Source organism: Candidatus Methylomirabilota bacterium, from assembly GCA_035260325.1.
Lineage (GTDB): Bacteria > Methylomirabilota > Methylomirabilia > Rokubacteriales > CSP1-6 > AR19.
The window spans coordinates 1-16,221 of record DATFVL010000030.1 but is presented as its reverse complement, the minus strand read 5'-3'; the positions used below and the strand labels follow the sequence as shown (position 1 = coordinate 16,221).

The following is a 16,221-nucleotide window of genomic DNA, read 5'->3' as shown; positions in this document are numbered from 1 at the left end:
GCCCCGCCGTCGGCGAAGAATGCGGCGGCGCCTGACGCGTCCGCTCAGCCGGCCTGCTTGGCGACGAGCTCCCACGCGGACTCGGCGAGCGGCCGGGCGCGCGCGCCGCGCTCGCGCGCGTTCGGGTCGTTGGCGGTGCCGGCGACGACGCGCCCCATGATCCCCTGCGCGATCGCGGCCAGCCGGAACATCGCGAAGGCCAGGCACCACTCCCACTCCGGGATCCCCGCGCGGCCCGTCCGCCGGCAGTAGGCGGCGACGTACGCCTGCTCGGTCGGAAGCCCCAGGTCCTCGAGATTCTTGTCCGCGAGCCCCTCCCACTCGCGCGTGAAACGGTACGGCAGGCAGTTGTACGCGAGGTCGCCGAGCGGGTGACCGAGCGTCGAGAGCTCCCAGTCGAGCACCGCCGCGACGCGCGGCTCGGTCGGATGGATGATGACGTTGCCCAGCCGGAAGTCGCCGTGGACGAGCGTCGTTTCGTCGCCGGGCGGGAGGTTCGCGGGCAGCCACGCGATCAGCCGCTCCATCGCCTCGATCTTCTCCGTCTCGGACGCGCGGTACTGCTGGGTCCAGCGGTGGATCTGGCGCGCGAAGTAGTTCCCCGGCCGCCCGAAGTCCGTGAGCCCGAGCTGTCGCCAGTCTACGGTATGCAGCCGGGCCAGCGTCTCGCCCAGCGAATCGTAGATCGCGGTGCGCTCGCGCGGCGTGAGATCGGGGACCGCCGGGTCGGTGATGACGCGCCCGTGGACACAGTCCATGAGGTAGAACGCGGTGCCGATGACCGCGTCGTCCTCGCAGAGGACGTGGGTGCGTGGCACGGGGAAGCCGGTCGTGCTGAGCGCCGTGATCACGCGGTACTCGCGGTCCACCGCGTGCGCGGAGGGCAAGAGCTTGCCCGGGGGCTTGCGGCGCAGGACGTACTCCTTGCCGCCGGCCGTCAGGTAGTACGTCGGATTCGACTGGCCGCCGCGGAACTGCCGCACGGCGAGCGGGCCCGCGAAGCCCGGCCCGCGCGCGCGCAGGAAGCGCTCGAGCGCGTCGACGTCGAAGCGGTGCTGCTCGCGGACCTCCGCGGTGGTCGAGATCATCCGGGCCGTCCTCCCGCGCGCGCCAGTATAATCCGACTTCCGGAGGACGGCACATGACGAGCGGAGGCCCGACGGGACCGTGGACGCACGGGTTCGTGAGCGTGGACGGGGTGCGCCTGCACTACGTCCGCCAGGGCGCGGGCTCGCCGGTGCTCCTGCTGCACGGCTGGCCGGGCTTCTGGTACGAGTGGGCGCCGGTCATCCCGCCGCTCGCCGCGCACCACGACGTGATCGTGCCCGACCTCCGGGGCTTCGCCTACTCCGACAAGCCCGACGTCCCGCCCGAGCAGGGCTACGCGCGCGACGTCGTTGCCCGCGAGATCGGCGGCTTCGCGCGGGCGCTCGGGCTCTCGCGCGTCGCCGTCGTCGCCCACGACATCGGCGCGACCGTCGCCCAGCCGCTCGCGCGGCTCTTCCCCGAGCTCGTGACGCGGCTCGTGCTGTTCGATCCGCCCTACCCCGGGATCGGGCGCCGCTGGCGCGAGCCGGGCCACACGCGCGAGATCTGGTACCAGATCTTCCACACGCAGCCGTGGGCTCACGAGCTGATCGGCGCGAGCCGCGAGGCGACACGGCTCTACCTGCGCCACTTCCTGACGCACTGGTCGGGCAAGAAGGACTGGGTGACCGACGCGGAGCTCGCGCACTGGGTGGACGCGTACTCGCAGCCGGGCGCGCTGCGCGGCGGCTTCGCGTACTACAAGGCCTTCGAGCGCCTGCGCACGACGCAGGCCGACCTCGAGCCGAAGACCCTCCGCCTCGACGTGCCCACGCTGGTCCTCTGGGGCGACAGCGACGCGATCCTCCCCGTCGCCTGGGCCGACCGGCTCCCCGAGTACTTCTCGAAGCTCACGCTCGAGCGCATCCCCGGCGTCGGCCACTTCATGATGCGCGAGGCGCCCGAGCGCGTCGTGAGCGAGGTCCGCGCGTTCCTGCGGGACGCCGCCTGATCCGCTAGAAGGCGTAGCGAAGGCCGGCGAGGACGTTCAGCGGGGGGCCCGGCGACAGGAAGCGCTGGACCGGCTGCCCGGCCTCGCGCCCGTTGACCGCGAACGTGCCGAAGGTCGCGTAACGCTCGTCGAGGGCGTTGTTGACGCTGACGAACGCCTCGACGGCTCGGAGCCTCAGCGTCGCCCCCACGTTCGTCACCCAGTACGCCGGCATCGGGTCGTGCCGATTCGCCTCGTCGCCCCGCAGGACCTGGGACCCGACGTAGCGGGCATCCAGCGACAGCGCGAGCCAAGGCCACGGCCGGTACACGACGCCAGCGTTCCACCGGTGCCGCGGGACGAGCGCGAGCGAGTCGCCGGGCCGGACGGTCTGGGCGCCCGGGGCGAGCGGCGTCGCCAGCTCGACGCGATCCTGGAACGTGGCGCGCGTGAACGCGTAGTTGACGAACGTCTCGACGCCCTCGAGGGGGCGCACGCGGAGGGCGAGTTCGACGCCCTCACGCCGCGTCCTCCCCACGTTCTGGAAGAACACGCCCGTCGTCCCCGACGGCGCCACGGAGAAGATGTCGTCGCTCACGTCCGTGCGGAAGCCCGCGAGGTCCACGTCGAGCCAGGCGAGGGGCCGCGCCTGCGTGCCCACTTCGTAGCTCCGCGCCGTCACCGCGTTGAGCGGCGGATCGGGCGCCACCCCCACCTGGAGCCCGGGGCACACGGCGCCCGGGCCGGCGCACGTGAGCTCGAGGAACGCCGGGGCGCGGAAGCCCTCGGCGTAGCTCGCGTAGACGCGCAGGCGCGCGCTCGGCGCGAAGGTGACGCCGGCGCGCGGATTGAACCGGTCGTAGCCGTGCACGCCGCCGCTCGCCCCACCGAGCCGGTCGGCGATGTCGTGGCGCAGGCTGTCCCAGCGCCCGGCCACCGTGACGACCAGCGTGGAGCCGGGAACGAGGAGATCGCGGGCCACCGTCAGCGCGTCCTGCGCGTACACGCCGAGCGCGTCCTGCGTGTCGCCGAGGTCCGCGTCGAGCGTGCGGCCTCCCGGCGGCTCCTCGAACGTCCGGCTCCGAACGTCGTGGCGCGCGTACTCGACGCCGCCGACGAGGACGTTGCGCCGGCCCGCGAGCGTGCCGTCGTGGGTCGCCTGGAGCGTGCCGCCCGTGGAGAGCGTCCTGGTCACGAGGCGGCTGTTCGGCGCGATCAGGTTCTTGTTGAACTGCTCGGCGTCGAGCGCGCGGACGAATGCGTTGACGGCGAGCGTCAGCCGCTCGTCGAGCCGGTACTCGCTGTTCAGCGTCGCCATGTGGAGCTCGGGCGCGAAGAAGTCGGGCGAGAAGTTGTGCCGCGGGTGGCGCCGCGCCTCGCCCTCGGGCAGCGAGCCCGCCTGGCCGATGCGGTTGTTGGCGTACTGGTAGGAGAGCGTCAGGTCCGTGCCGCCGAGGTCCAGCCCCACCTTGGCGAAGGCGCGTGACGTGCGGCCGCCGGTGAAGTCTCGATAGCCGTCGTCGCGCGAGTCGGTGAGCGAGAGCGCCCAATCGAGCGGCCGCGCCGCGCCGCCGAGCCGAAGACGGAGGTCGCGGCGGCCGAAGCTCCCGACCGCGGCCTCGGGGACGATCTCGCGCGTCTCCCGGCCCCGCCGCGTGACCAGGTTGATCGCGCCGCCGAGCGTGTTGCGCCCGAAGAGGACGGACGGGCCGCGGATCACCTCGATGCGCTCGACGTCCTCGAGCGGGATCAGGTCGAAGTTCACCTCCTCCACCGTCGGCTCGTTGAGCCGCACGCCGTCGAGGAAGACGCTGAAGCCCTGCGGCAGGCCCGTCACCGACGACACGCCGAACCCGCGCAGCGAGAGGTTCGGCTGGAAGCGGCTGCCCTGCTCGTTCTGGAGGGTGACGCCGGGAAGGCGCTCGAGGACGTCGGGCAGCGCCGAGGGACGCGCGCCCCGGATCTCCTCCTCGCCGAGCCGGTCGACGCGGCCCGGCGTCGTCAGGTCGAGGAGCGACCCGGCGGGCGCCGGCGCGGTCACGCGCACTTCGGGCAGGCGCGCCGCCGGCGCGGGCTCCTGGGCCGCCGCGGCGGGAACGAGCAGGAGCAGGACGGCCAGCGTGGGGACGGGACGGGCGCGCATGGGCGCGCCATCGTACCACCCCGAATGGAGCCGACGGGACTAGGCGCTCAGCGCGGCAGGCGCGGGGGCTCGGCGCAGACGCGCTCGATCTCGTCCACGGTCTTCGGCGTGCCCGCGGTGAGCACCTCCGAGCCGTCCTCGGTGACGAGCACGTCGTCCTCGATGCGGACGCCGATCCCGCGAAATTCCCCCGGGATCGGGTGGAGGACCTTCTCGGCCTTCGCCTTCTCCTCCTCCTCGAGCCGCTTCGCCGCCGCCATGCCGAGGCGGAGGCGCCGCTCCCACATCTCGTCCTCGCTGTACTCGCGGAGGTGGAAGGTCGCGGTCTCGCGCTCGAGATCGAAGTAGAGGCCGGGCTCGACGGTGAAGACCATGCCAGGCTCGAGCACGCGCGACTTGCCGTCGATCCGGTAGTCGCCGACGTCGTGGACGTCCATGCCGAGCCAGTGGCCGGTGCCGTGCATGTAGAACTCGCGGTAGTGGTGCATCGCGAGCGTGTCCTCGAGCCCGCGCGGCACGAGCCCGAGCCCGACGAGCCCCTCTGCCAGCACGCGGCGCGCCGCCTCGTGCACCGCCTCGTAGCGGGCGCCGGGCCGCGCCGCGGCGATGCCCGCGAGCTGCGCCTTCAGCACGAGCCCGTAGATCGCCCGCTGCGGGGGCGTGAAGCGGCCGTTGACGGGGAACGTGCGCGTGATGTCGGCGGAGTGGTAGCCGTACTCGCAGCCGGCGTCGATCAGCAGCAGGTCGCCGTCCTCCAGGCGCCGCGTGTTCTCGGTGTAGTGGAGGACGCAGGCGTTCGGGCCGGACGCGACGATGGACGGGTAACCGTTGCGCGGCGAGCCGCTCGCGCGGAAGACGAACTCGAGCGCCGCCTGTACCTGGTACTCGTAGAGGCCGGGGCGCGCGTAGCGCATCGCCTCGATGTGCGCGTCGCGGCTGATCGCGCACGCGCGCCGGTGCCGCGCGAGCTCGGCGGGCGAGCGGCGCAGGCGCATCTCGTGGAGGATCGGCCCCGGGTCCTCGAGCGCGACCGGTGCCTGCAGGCCGCGCGCGCGGGCCGCCCGCAGCTCGACGACGAGCCGCGTGATCCGCCCGTCGAACGCCGCGTTGCCGAGGCGGTAGAAGAGCGTCGAGCGGCCGATCAGGTAGTCGCGGAGCTTCTCGTCGAGGGCCTCGATCGGGTACGCCGCGTCGGCGCCGTAGGTCGCGACCGCGCCCTCGACGCCCGCGCGCCGGCCGTTCCAGGTCTCCATCTCGCGGTCGCGCGGGCGCACGAAGAGGACGTAGCGCTCCTTGGCGTGCGCCGGATTGATGACCGCGACGGCGTCGGGCTCGTCGAAGCCCGTGAGGAAGAAGAAATCGGAGCTCTGGCGGAACTCGTAGTTGACGTCGCCGTTGCGCCGGACCTCCTGCGCGCCGGGCACGACCGCGATCGCGTCGCCGAGCGCGGCGGCGAAGCGCAGCCGGCGGTCCGCGAACGGCTCGAGGTCGCGTGTCGCCATACGCGTCCTAGGGTATCATGCGGGTCGCGATGATCGGCGCCAGCCACCCGCGCCTCGGCGGCGAGCGACTCGCGGCCGGCCGCGGCCGATTCGTCGGCGACGTCCGGCCGCCGGGCACGCTCGAGGCGGCCGTCCTCCGGTCGCCGCACGCGCACGCGCGCATCGTCGGGATCGACGCCGCCCGCGCGCTGCGGCTTCCCGGCGTGCGCGCGGTCCTCACGGCCGCCGACGTGCCCGCGGACGCCGTCATCCCGAACCGCGTCCCCGCGCCCGACGGCACGGCGCGCTACCTCCAGCCCGCGATCGCGCGCGGCGTCGCGCGCTACGTCGGCGAGCCCGTGGCCCTCGTCGTCGCCGACGACCGCTACGTCGCCGCCGACGCGCTCGAGCTGATCCGCGTGGACTACGCGCCCCTCCCGGCGTGCGCGAGCGTCGCCGCCGCGCTCGCGCCCGACGCGCCGCGGCTCTTCCCCGGGACCGACGGAAACAACGTCGCGACGATCCGGATGCGCGTCGGTGACGCCGGCGCGGCCCTCGCCGGCGCGCACCTCGTCGTGCGCGAGCGCTTCCGCCACTCGCGGCAGACGGCGGCCGCCCTCGAGACGCGCGGGCTCGTCGCCGTGCCGCCCGACCCGCGGGGCGGCGAGCTGCACCTCATCGGCTCGACCAAGTGCATCCACATCAACCGCGGGATCCTCGCGCCGATCTTCGGGATTCCGCCCGGCGCGCTCCGCCTCACCGAGGTGGACGTGGGCGGCGGCTTCGGCGTCCGCGGCGAGCTCTACCCGGAGGACATCCTGGTCCCGCTCGCCGCGCTGAAGCTCGGCCGTCCCGTGCGCTTCATCGAGGACCGCCGCGAGAACCTCGTCGCGGCGAACCACGCGCGCGAGACCGAGTACGACCTCGAGATCGGGCTCGACGCCGCGGGGCGCATCGTCGGCATGCGCGCCGTGATCCACGCCGACATCGGCGCGTACGTGCGGACGGCGGCGCTCGTGCCCGCCGAGTTCGGTGCGGCGCTCCTGCCGGGGCCGTACCGCGTGCCCGCCTACGCGTGCGACCTCTGGAGCGTCGTGACGAACAAGACGCCCGTCGGCACGCTCCGCTCGCCCGGCCGCCCGGAGTGCAACTTCGCGCGTGAGCGGCTGCTCGACGTCGCGGCCGCGCGACTCCGGCTCGACCCGGCCGAGCTGCGGCGGCGCAACCTGATCCGTCCCGACGAGATGCCCTACGACACGGGCACGACCTCGTTCGGCGCCACGACCGTCTACGACTCGGGCGATTTCCCGGCGCTCTTCGAGGAGCTGCTGCGCCGGCTCGACTACGCCCGGGCGCGCGACGAGCAGCGGGCGCTCGCGCCGCGGGGCGTGCGCCGCGGCATCGGCCTGGCCGCCTACGTCGAGAAGACGGGGCTCGGCCCGTTCGAGACGGCGCACGTCGAGGCGAAGGCGGACGCCACCTTCACGGTGGACACGGGCGCCTCATCCATGGGACCGGGGCTCGAGACCGCGCTCGCGCAGATCCTCGGGGACGCGCTCGGGCTCCCGGCCGACCGCTTCGTCGTGCGCCATCCGGACACGGCGGCCATCGAGAGCGGCGTCGGCACCTACGGCTCGCGCGGCACCGTGATGGCGGGCAACGCCGTACACCTCGCCGCCGCGAAGCTCGTCGAGGAGGCGAAGACGCGCGCCGCCGCGCTGCTCGGCGGGCCCGCCGACGCCGTCGAGTACGCGCGGGGCCGGCTGCGCGCGAACGGCAAGAGCGTCACGCTCGACGAGCTGGCCGCGCGCGGGCGGCTGGCCGCCGGCGCGTCGTTCACCGTCGCCAAGGTCACCTACGCCGGCTGCGCCGTCGGGGTCGTGCTCGACGTGGACGAGGCGACGGGGCGCGTGCACCTGCGCCGCGTGGTCGTCGGCGCCGACGTGGGCCGCGCCGTGAACCCGGCGCTGATCGAGGGGCAGCTCGTCGGCGGCGTCGCGTTCGGCATCGGCAACGCGCTGTTGGAGAGCCTCGAGTACGACACGGCGGGCCAGCCGCTCTGCGGCACGCTCCTCGACTACGCACTGCCGCTGGCGGACGACGTCCCGCCGATCGAGTGCTTCTTCCAGGAAATCCCCGCGCGGACCAACCCGCTCGGCCTCCGCGGCCTCGGCGAGTGCGGCAATCCCGGGCTCGGCGCGGCCATCGCCAACGCCGTCTGCGACGCGCTCCGCGAGCACGGCGTCGCGCTCACGGCCCTGCCCCTCACGCCCGCGCGGGTCCTCGCGGCGCTCCGGCGCGCCGCGCCGTAACGGCCGCGCCGCCGGGGGCCGTTGACGGTCGCGCGCCCCCGGGCTAGGCTCTGTCCGTCGACCGGCGGCCCGTCGGCGCCTCCACGACAGGAGACTCACATGCACGTCGGTATGGCCACCGTCTTCCAGAACCCCAAGAAGGCGCGCGCGGACCGCGAGGTCTACTTGAACGAGCTCAGGCTGGCGGACCTCGCCGAGCCCCTCGGCTTCGAGTCCGTGTGGGGCGTCGAGCACCACTTCACCGACTACACCATGTGCCCGGACGTGCTGCAGTTCCTCACCTACATGGCCGGGCGGACGCGGCGGGCGAAGCTCGGCTCGATGGTCGTCGTGCTCCCGTGGCACGACCCGATGCGCGTGGCCGAAGAGGTCTCGATGCTCGACAACATCTCCGACGGGCGGCTCATCCTCGGGCTCGGCCGCGGCGCCGGCCGCGTCGAGTTCGACGGCTTCCGCCTCTCGATGGACGAGTCGCGCGAGCGCTTCGTCGAATCGGCCGAGATGCTGCTGCGCGGCCTCGAGACGGGCGTCTGCGAGTACGAGGGCAAGTTCGTCCGGCAGCCGCGCGCCGCGATCCGGCCGGCGCCGTTCAAGTCGTTCCGCGGGCGCACCTACGCCGCCTCCGTCTCGCCCGAGTCGGTGCCGATCATGGCGAAGCTCGGGGTCGGCATGCTCGTCATCCCGCAGAAGCCGTGGCCCGAGGTCGCCAAGGAGCTCGACGGCTACCGCGCGGCGTACCGGCAGCTGAACGGCGCGGAGGCGCCGCCGCCCGTGTGCGCCGGCTGGACCTTCTGCGACGCGAGCGCCGAGCGCGCCCGCGAGCAGGCGCTGCGCTACATCGGCGGCTACTACCAGACCGTGCTCGACCACTACAAGTTCCAGGACGACCACCTCAAGACGACCAAGGGCTACGAGTACTACGGCAAGATGGCGGACAAGATCCAGCAGTACGGCACCGACAAGGTCATCGAGTACTTCGTGAACCTCCAGGTCTGGGGCACGCCCGAGCAGTGCTACGAGCGGATCCTCGACGTGCGCCGCCGTGTCGGCAACGACACCTTCGTCGGCGTCTTCAGCTACGCCGGCATGGACTACGGCGAGGCCGAGCGGAACATGCGGCTCTTCGCGAAGGACGTCATGCCCGCGCTCCAGAAGCTCGGCGCGGCGCCCGTCCCGACCGCCGCGCCGGAGCCGGCCCCGGCGCTCAACGTCGGCCTCCTCGGGTCCTGACCTCCCCGCGCGCGATGGCGTTCGCCGAGATCGGGTACGAGGTGGCGGACCGCGTCGCGACGGTGACGCTCCAGCGCCCCGAGAAGCTCAACGCGGTCACCGCCACGATGATCGACGAGCTCTGCGCCGCGTTCGACGCGGCCGACGCCGACGACGGCGTGCGCGCGGTGATCGTCACCGGCGCGGGCCGCGCCTTCTGCGCGGGCGCCGACCTCTCCGCCGGCGGCCGGACCTTCGACGCCGCCGCGCGCGGCCGCGCCGAGTCGCCGGAAGCGCACGAGGACGGCGGCGGGCGCGTCGCGCTCCGGATCTTCGACCTGACGAAGCCCGTGATCGCCGCGATCAACGGACCCGCCGTCGGCTTCGGCGTGACGCTGACGCTCCCGATGGACGTGCGGCTCGCCTCGACCGCCGCGCGCCTCGGCTTCGTCTTCGCCCGGCGCGGCGTGGTGCCCGAGGCGTGCTCGACGTGGTTCCTGCCCCGGCTCGTCGGGCCGGCCCGCGCCGCCGAGTGGATCTACACCGGGCGCGTGTTCGACGCCGAGGAGGCGCGCGCGGGCGGCCTCGTGAGCCGCGTCGTGGCGCCGGAGGCGCTGCTCCCGGCCGCGCGCGAGCTCGCGCGCGAGATCGCCGACAACACCTCGGCGGTCGCCGTCGCGCTCGCGCGCCAGATGCTGTGGCGCCTCCTGGGCGCCGACCATCCGATGGACGCGCACCGCCTGGACTCGCAGGCGATGTTCTGGACGGGCCGCTCCGCCGACGCGCGCGAGGGCATCGCCGCGTTCCTCGAGAAGCGCCCGGCCCGCTTCACGGGGAGGCCGAGCAAGGACATGCCGCCCTTCTATCCCTGGTGGCCGCCGCGGCCGTTCAAGTGACGCCGCTCTCGGTCTACCTCCCGTTCAATCGCGACTGCCTGCGCGGCGAGTTCACGCCCGCGAAGGGCGGCGCCGCCCCGGCCGACGCGCGCGGCCGCTGGCTCATCGTCCAGGATCAGAAGCTCGTCGTGGTCGCCGACGGCGACGGCTTCAGCCTGCCGGAGGGCGAGGCGCCGAAGGGCTTCGGCGACGCGCTCGGCCGGCCGCACTGGCTCGGCACGTGGGCGGGCACCGCGTGCTGGGTCGCGGGGCTCTCGAAGGACTCGCCGGTTCCGTCGGGCTTCCAGCGCGAGACGCTCGTGCCGATGCAGGGCACGCGCCTGCCCGACGACCTCCTCTCGCTCGGCGGCATGGCGATGCAGCTCCTCCACTGGGAGGGCACGAGCGCCCACTGCCCGCGCTGCGGCGTGGCCACCGAGCTGCTCCCCGGCGAGTGGGGCAAGCGGTGTCCCACGTGCCGCTACGAGCACTACCCCCACCTCCATCCCGCGGTGATCGTCCTCGTGCGCGACGGCGAGCGCGTCCTCCTCGCGCGCAAGGCGATCTGGGCGCCGGGACGCTACGCCCTCGTCGCGGGGTTCGTGGACAACGGGGAGTCGCTCGAGGGCGCCGTCGCGCGCGAGGTGAAGGAAGAGGTCGGCGTGGACGTGAAGGACATCCGGTACGTCGGGAGCCAGAACTGGCCGTTCCCGAGCCAGCTGATGGTCGGGTTCGTCGCGCAGTACGCGGGCGGCGAGATCACGCTCGACAAGGAAGAGCTCGAGGACGCGCGCTGGTTCCCCCGCGCCGAGCTGCCGACGGGGCCCGCGCGCCACTCGATTGCCGGCTGGATCCTCGCGAACTTCGCTCAGCCCTGACGCGTCGCCTCGTCCCGTCCGCGCGGGAGCACGATGACCGCCAGGCCCACCAGCACGAGCGCCATGCCCGCGAGCCGCAGCGGCCCGAAGCGCTCGCCAAACACAAGCGACGACGCGTAGGCCCCGACGAAGGGAACGATGAGCGCCCAGGGCGCGACGGTCGCGACCGGATACCGGCGCAGGAGGTCGCCCCAGAGCGCGTAGGCGAGGACCGTCGCCACGAGACCGAGGTAGAGCACGGCGCCGAGCCCGACCCACGACGCGTCCGCGAAGGCGCGCGCCAGGTCGCCCGGGCCGTCGAGCAGCGCCGACAGCGCCAGCGACGGGAGCGGCGGCACCAGGCTCGCCCACACCATGAGGCTCAGCATCGCGGGGCGCTCGATCCGCTTCAGCAGCACGTTGCCGACCCCCCAGCTCACGGCGGAGACCAGCGTGAGGCCGAAGCCGATGGCGCTCTGATCGGCCCCCACGGTGACGGCGATCAGGACGAGGCCGGCGAACGCCACGGCCATGCCCGCCACCTGCCGGAGCGCCGGCGTCTCGCCGAGCGCGACGGCGGCGAAGAGCACGGTGAAGAAGGCCTGCGTCTGGACGGTCAGCGACGCGAGCCCGGGCGGCATCCCGTGGGCGATGCCGAAGAACTGGAACAGGAACTGCCCGGCGAAGAGCGTCAGACCCAGCGGCACCAGGGCGCGCCACGCGACCGGCGGGCGCGCGAGGAAGAGGGCGGGGACCGACGCGATCAGGAACCGGAGGGCCGTCAGCTCGGGCGGTGAGAAGCTCTGGAGGGCGAGCTTGGTCGCCACGAAGGCGAGGCCCCAGACGACGGCGACGAGCACCGCGAGCGCGACGTCGAACGGGCGCACGGTCGGTCGCGGCGCGCTACCGCCTGAGACGCAGCGCGCCCGGGAGCACCGAGATCGTCACGGGCGCCCGCCCCGCGGCCTCGCCGTCGGCGTGCACGGCGAGCTCGGCGCGGACGGTGACGCTGCGCTCGCGCCGCACCGTGACCTTCGGGTTCCGCACGTGGGTCCCGCGGTACACGGTCGGCAGCCAGCGCACGAGCTCCAGCCGTCCGAGGTTGTCGAGGACGACGAGGTCGAGGACGCCGTCGGCGGGGTCGGCGCCGGGCGCGATCCTCATCCCGCCGCCGTAGCAGGCGCCGTTCGCGACGACGGCCATCGTGAGCCGCCCCGACCACACGGGGCGGCCGTCCGCCTCGATCGCCGCGGGCGCGGGACGGTAGGTGCAGACCGTCGCGAGGACGGCCGCGAGGTACGGGAGCGTGCCGCGCCGGCGCGAGGTCGCCGCGCGCTCGGCGACGACGGCGTCGAACCCGACGCCCGCCGCGCCGAGGAAATACCGCGTGCCGCCGTCGGCGGACGTCGCCACGCCGATATCCACGCGAGTCTCGACACCCGCGAGGGCGCGTTCGAGCGCCGCGCGGGGATCCCGGGCGAGGCCGAAGTTCCGGCACGCGTCGCAGCCGCGCCCCGTGAGGATGGCGCCGAGCGCCGGGCCGTTCCCGGCGTGGACGAGGCCGTTGACCACCTCGTTCAGCGTGCCGTCGCCACCGACCGCGACGACCAGCGGCCAGCCCTCGGCGACCGCCCGTCGCGCGAGCGCCGTCGCGTCGCCCCGCGCCCGCGTCAGCGCGACGCCACATTCAGGCGCGCGCCGGGCGGCCTCCCGCGCGAGATCCCGCCACACGCGCCGCGTCCTGCCGCCGCCGGCTTCGGGATTCACCACGAATAACGCGCGTCGCGCGGGCCCTTCCATTTGGCTGGCGGGAGGATACAATCGGGGGCGCGGCAACGCCAGGGGAGGCCCGACATGGAATTCGAGTACTCGAAGAAGACCAAGATGTACCTGGAGCAGCTCGGCGACTTCATGGGCAAGTACGTCTTGCCGAACGAGCAGGTCTTCCACGACCAGGTCGCGACCGGCCCCACCCGCTGGCAGGTTCCGCCGATCATCGAGGAGCTGAAGGCGAAGGCGCACGAGCGCGGCCTCTGGAACCTCTTCCTGCCCGAGAGCGGGCGCGGCGCGGGGCTCACAAATCTAGAATACGCGCCGCTCTGCGAGGTGATGGGCCGCTCGCCGATCGCGCCCGAGGTCTTCAACTGCTCGGCGCCCGACACCGGCAACATGGAGGTGCTCGAGCGCTACGGCACGCCCGAGCAGAAGAAGCAGTGGCTCGAGCCCTTGCTCGAGGGCAAGATCCGCTCGGCCTTCGCGATGACGGAGCCGAAGGTGGCCTCGTCGGACGCGACGAACATCGAGTCGTCCATCGTCCGCCAGGGCGACGCGTACGTGATCAACGGCCACAAGTGGTGGACCTCGGGCATCGGCGACCCGCGCTGCAAGATCCTCATCTTCATGGGCAAGACCGACCCGAAGAACCCCGACAAGTACAAGCAGCAGTCGATGATCCTGGTGCCGCGCGACACGCCCGGCATCAAGATCCTCCGCATGCTGACGGTCTTCGGCTACGACGACGCGCCCCACGGCCACGGCGAGGTCCTCTTCGAGAACGTGCGCGTGCCCGCGTCGAACATGCTCCTCGGCGAGGGGCGCGGGTTCGAGATCGCGCAGGGCCGGCTCGGGCCCGGGCGCATCCACCACTGCATGCGCCAGATCGGCGTCGCCGAGCGCGCGCTCGAGCTCATGTGCCGGCGCGCGAACGACCGCGTGGCGTTCGGCAAGAAGCTCAGCGAGAACGACATCACGCTCGAGCGCATCGCCCAGTCGCGGATCGAGATCGACCAGGCGCGGCTCCTGGTGCTCCACGCCGCGCACATGATGGACACGGTCGGCAACAAGGCGGCGCGCCAGGCGATCGCCGAGATCAAGGTGGCCGTGCCCAACATGACGCTCCGGGTGGTCGAGCGCGCGATGCAGCTCCACGGCGGCGGCGGCGTGAGCCAGGCGTTCCCGCTCGCGTCCATGTGGGCGCACTCGCGGACGCTCCGCTTCGCCGACGGCCCGGACGAGGTGCACCGGCGCCAGATCGGCCGGCTCGAGCTGCGGAAGCACTTCTAGCGACGAGCGGTGCGAGACAGCTCCATGACGTGCATGTCGTCACCGGCGCCGACGCGGCGGAATCCGAGCCGTTCGTAGAGCCGCGCCGCCGCGGGATTCTCCGCGCCGCTGACCCACTCCTCGACCAGCCGCCGAACGAAGCGCAATCCGGACACCTCGCTCTCGGCGACCAGGGCGTCGAGGCGGTCGGCCGGTGACCCGTCCAGCCGTTCGATCCTAGCGACGCTCACCGAAGTACAGCGTGTGCCCTTGATCATCCTTGATGGCGAACTCTCTCGTTCCCCAGGCGGTCTCGTGCACGTCCTGCACGAGACGGACTCCGTTTCGCCTCAACGCGTCCGCTGTGGCCTCGGCATCCTCCGTCTCGAAATAGAGGTGGAAATGTTCGCCCGCGTCCGCGAACGCGATGGAGGGGTCCCGTTCGTCCGCGAGTTTCAGGTGAAAGACCTGATTCCCCGCCCGGATTCCCGCGTAGAAGTCCTGGTACTGGAACTCGAGCGTCAGTCCGACCTTCGTCGTGTAGAAACGTATTGATTCAGCCAGGTCAGTCGTCCGCAGCTGTGCGATCGCGCCAGAGATCCTCATGGTCCCTCTGCGCCCGTGCACGCCTTCGAGCGGGTCAGCGGGACGCATTGCCGCCCGGGGTCAGATCTTCGAGGCGCGGCCGGCCCAGTACGGCTCGCGCAGGACGCGCTTCAGCAGCTTGCCGGAGGCGTCGCGCGGGAACTCCGCGTGGAAGGACACCTCACGCGGGACCTTGTAGTCGGCCACGTGGCGGCGCGCGAAGCCGACGACCTGCTCGGCGCTGAGCGCGGCGCCCGGACGCCGCAGCACCGCGGCGTGGACGCGCTCGCCCCAGTCGTCGTCCGGCACCCCGAAGACCGCGACGTCGTCGATGTCGGGGTGGCGGTGGAGCGCGTCCTCGATCTCGGCGGGGTAGATGTTGACGCCGGCCGAGATGATCATGTCGCGCTTGCGGTCGCAGATGTAGACGAATCCCTCGGCGTCCATGTACGCGACGTCGCCAACCGACGCCCACTCGCCACGCTGCGCGGCCTGCGTGGCCGCGGCGTCCTTGTAGTAGCCGTCGAACATGCCGGGATAGCGCCGCACGTAGAGCTCGCCCGGCGTCCCCGCCGGCACCGGCCGGCCCTCGTCGTCGAGGATCGCGAGCTCGACGCCGGGCGCGGCGCGGCCGCACGAGCCGGGCTTCCGCAGCACGTCCTCGGGGCGGAGGATCGTGTTGACGCCGAGCTCCGTCGAGCCGTAGAACTCGTAGACGGACGGCCCGAAACAGGCGAGGGCCTCCTCCTTGACGCGCATCGGGCACGGCGCCGCCGCGACGACGAGCGCGCGCATCGAGGAGACGTCGTGGCGGGCGCGCACGGAGACGGGCAGGTCCACGATGCGCTTCACCAGGGTCGGCGCCATGAAGGTGGAGGTGCAGCGGTGGCGCGCGATCGCCCGCAGCGCCTCCTCGGGGTCGAACTTCCGCATCACCACGACCGTGCCGCCGAAGACGAGCGTGTAGGAGGCGAAGCTGCCGGGCGCCGAGTGGTAGAGCGGGCCCGCGACGAGATGCACGTGCGGCCCGGCGAGCCCGAAGGCCTCCATGAAGTCCCGAACCACGGCCGCGTCCACGCCGTGCCGGAGCGCGCCCTTCGGGCGCCCGGTCGTGCCGCCCGTGTAGATCATCGAGCCGCCGAGCCCCTGCGCGGCGTCCTCGGGGAGGGGCCCAGGGTCGCCCCGCGCGATCAGGTCGTCCACGTGCTCGGCCCACGGCCGCCGCTCGCTTCCGACGAGGATCCACGTCTGCGCCTTCGCGGCGGTCGGCCGGACGCGCTCGGCCACGGGGAGGAACTGATCGCCGACGAACACGACACTCGCCTCCGAGTGGTCGAGGATGTACGCGACCTCGTCGGCGACGAGCCGGTGGTTCATGGGCACCGGGAGCGCGCCCGCCGCGCGCACCGCGGACGGCGCCAGGATCGCTTCGAGGCAGTTCGGCACGTAGAGGATGACGTGCGCGCCCTTCGCAAGGCCGAGCCCGGAGAGCGCGTTCGCCAGCCGATTGCGCCGGTCCACGAGCTCGCGCCACGTGAGGCGCCGGTCGCCCTCGATCAGGGCGGGCGCGTCGGGCACGCGCTGGGCGTGGGCCGCGAGGACGTCCAAGACTACCGGGGCAGGCGGGCGCGCGCGGCCTCGAGCGCCTCGCGCGCGACGTCCGCGGCGGGGCGCGCCCACGCGGCGGGGTTCGGCGCCTC

Annotated in this window: 14 protein-coding genes; 6 read left to right on the top strand and 8 right to left on the bottom strand. The window is 73.2% G+C overall.

Annotated features, from left to right (window positions below):
• Positions 1-44: 44 nt before the first annotated feature.
• Positions 45-1,088, bottom strand: coding sequence for a phosphotransferase family protein (locus VKG64_02190; protein HKB23837.1), 1,044 nt, complete (start codon positions 1,086-1,088; stop codon positions 45-47).
• Between the two features lie 53 nt (positions 1,089-1,141).
• Here VKG64_02190 and VKG64_02185 point away from each other — a divergent pair, with 53 nt between their 5' ends.
• Complete coding sequence (locus VKG64_02185; protein ID HKB23836.1) at positions 1,142-2,038, top strand: alpha/beta hydrolase; 897 nt, start codon at positions 1,142-1,144, stop codon at positions 2,036-2,038.
• Positions 2,039-2,042: 4 nt separating this feature from the next.
• On the opposite strand, the gene VKG64_02180 is transcribed toward VKG64_02185, so the two are convergent.
• Both VKG64_02180 and VKG64_02175 read right to left on the bottom strand, forming a co-directional pair.
• Complete coding sequence (locus VKG64_02180; protein HKB23835.1) at positions 2,043-4,160, bottom strand: TonB-dependent receptor; 2,118 nt, start codon at positions 4,158-4,160, stop codon at positions 2,043-2,045.
• 47 nt (positions 4,161-4,207) lie between these two features.
• Entirely contained in the window at positions 4,208-5,662 is a 1,455-nt protein-coding gene (locus tag VKG64_02175; GenBank protein ID HKB23834.1) for an aminopeptidase P N-terminal domain-containing protein, read from the bottom strand.
• A 17-nt stretch (positions 5,663-5,679) separates the two neighbouring features.
• Here VKG64_02175 and VKG64_02170 point away from each other — a divergent pair, with 17 nt between their 5' ends.
• The 4 genes from VKG64_02170 (at position 5,680) to nudC (ending at position 10,915) form a co-directional block, all read left to right on the top strand.
• Entirely contained in the window at positions 5,680-7,953 is a 2,274-nt protein-coding gene (locus VKG64_02170) for a xanthine dehydrogenase family protein molybdopterin-binding subunit (GenBank protein HKB23833.1), read from the top strand.
• Between the two features lie 99 nt (positions 7,954-8,052).
• Complete coding sequence (locus tag VKG64_02165) at positions 8,053-9,183, top strand: LLM class flavin-dependent oxidoreductase (protein ID HKB23832.1); 1,131 nt, start codon at positions 8,053-8,055, stop codon at positions 9,181-9,183.
• A 14-nt stretch (positions 9,184-9,197) separates the two neighbouring features.
• Complete coding sequence (locus tag VKG64_02160) at positions 9,198-10,058, top strand: crotonase/enoyl-CoA hydratase family protein (protein HKB23831.1); 861 nt, start codon at positions 9,198-9,200, stop codon at positions 10,056-10,058.
• Positions 10,055-10,915 (top strand): NAD(+) diphosphatase, encoded by an 861-nt coding sequence (gene nudC / locus VKG64_02155; GenBank protein ID HKB23830.1) that lies wholly within the window; start codon positions 10,055-10,057, stop codon positions 10,913-10,915. The genes VKG64_02160 and nudC overlap by 4 nt, the downstream gene beginning before the upstream one ends.
• On the opposite strand, the gene VKG64_02150 is transcribed toward nudC, so the two are convergent.
• Together VKG64_02150 and VKG64_02145 are read right to left on the bottom strand one after the other, a co-directional pair.
• Positions 10,906-11,781: an EamA family transporter gene (locus VKG64_02150; GenBank protein ID HKB23829.1), complete on the bottom strand. Its 876-nt coding sequence runs from the start codon at positions 11,779-11,781 to the stop codon at positions 10,906-10,908. The two genes, nudC and VKG64_02150, sit on opposite strands and share 10 nt — an antisense overlap.
• Positions 11,782-11,797: 16 nt before the next feature.
• Positions 11,798-12,694, bottom strand: coding sequence for a diacylglycerol kinase family protein (locus VKG64_02145; protein ID HKB23828.1), 897 nt, complete (start codon positions 12,692-12,694; stop codon positions 11,798-11,800).
• A 54-nt stretch (positions 12,695-12,748) separates the two neighbouring features.
• Between VKG64_02145 and VKG64_02140 the strand changes: the two genes are divergently transcribed.
• Positions 12,749-13,957, top strand: coding sequence for an acyl-CoA dehydrogenase (locus VKG64_02140; protein ID HKB23827.1), 1,209 nt, complete (start codon positions 12,749-12,751; stop codon positions 13,955-13,957).
• On the opposite strand, the gene VKG64_02135 is transcribed toward VKG64_02140, so the two are convergent.
• The 3 genes from VKG64_02135 to VKG64_02125 are packed head-to-tail and all read right to left on the bottom strand — an operon-like array spanning position 13,954 to position 16,129.
• Entirely contained in the window at positions 13,954-14,187 is a 234-nt protein-coding gene (locus tag VKG64_02135) for a hypothetical protein (GenBank protein ID HKB23826.1), read from the bottom strand. The two genes, VKG64_02140 and VKG64_02135, sit on opposite strands and share 4 nt — an antisense overlap.
• Positions 14,174-14,542 carry a VOC family protein gene (locus VKG64_02130; protein HKB23825.1) on the bottom strand — a complete coding sequence of 123 codons (369 nt, stop codon included), beginning with the start codon at positions 14,540-14,542 and terminating at the stop codon, positions 14,174-14,176. The genes VKG64_02135 and VKG64_02130 overlap by 14 nt, the downstream gene beginning before the upstream one ends.
• 60 nt (positions 14,543-14,602) lie before the next feature.
• The gene (locus VKG64_02125; protein HKB23824.1) at positions 14,603-16,129 is read right to left on the bottom strand and encodes an AMP-binding protein; all 1,527 of its coding nucleotides are present in this window, start codon (positions 16,127-16,129) and stop codon (positions 14,603-14,605) included.
• Positions 16,130-16,221: the final 92 nt, after the last annotated feature.

Coding starts and splice junctions, on each gene's coding strand:
- VKG64_02190 (HKB23837.1), bottom strand. CDS start 1,088: ATGATCTCGACCACCGCGGAGGTCCGCGAGCAGCACCGCTTCGACGTC.
- VKG64_02140 (HKB23827.1), top strand. CDS start 12,749: ATGGAATTCGAGTACTCGAAGAAGACCAAGATGTACCTGGAGCAGCTC.
- VKG64_02165 (HKB23832.1), top strand. CDS start 8,053: ATGCACGTCGGTATGGCCACCGTCTTCCAGAACCCCAAGAAGGCGCGC.
- VKG64_02145 (HKB23828.1), bottom strand. CDS start 12,694: ATGGAAGGGCCCGCGCGACGCGCGTTATTCGTGGTGAATCCCGAAGCC.
- VKG64_02170 (HKB23833.1), top strand. CDS start 5,680: ATGCGGGTCGCGATGATCGGCGCCAGCCACCCGCGCCTCGGCGGCGAG.
- VKG64_02185 (HKB23836.1), top strand. CDS start 1,142: ATGACGAGCGGAGGCCCGACGGGACCGTGGACGCACGGGTTCGTGAGC.
- VKG64_02180 (HKB23835.1), bottom strand. CDS start 4,160: ATGCGCGCCCGTCCCGTCCCCACGCTGGCCGTCCTGCTCCTGCTCGTT.
- VKG64_02160 (HKB23831.1), top strand. CDS start 9,198: ATGGCGTTCGCCGAGATCGGGTACGAGGTGGCGGACCGCGTCGCGACG.
- VKG64_02130 (HKB23825.1), bottom strand. CDS start 14,542: ATGAGGATCTCTGGCGCGATCGCACAGCTGCGGACGACTGACCTGGCT.
- VKG64_02175 (HKB23834.1), bottom strand. CDS start 5,662: ATGGCGACACGCGACCTCGAGCCGTTCGCGGACCGCCGGCTGCGCTTC.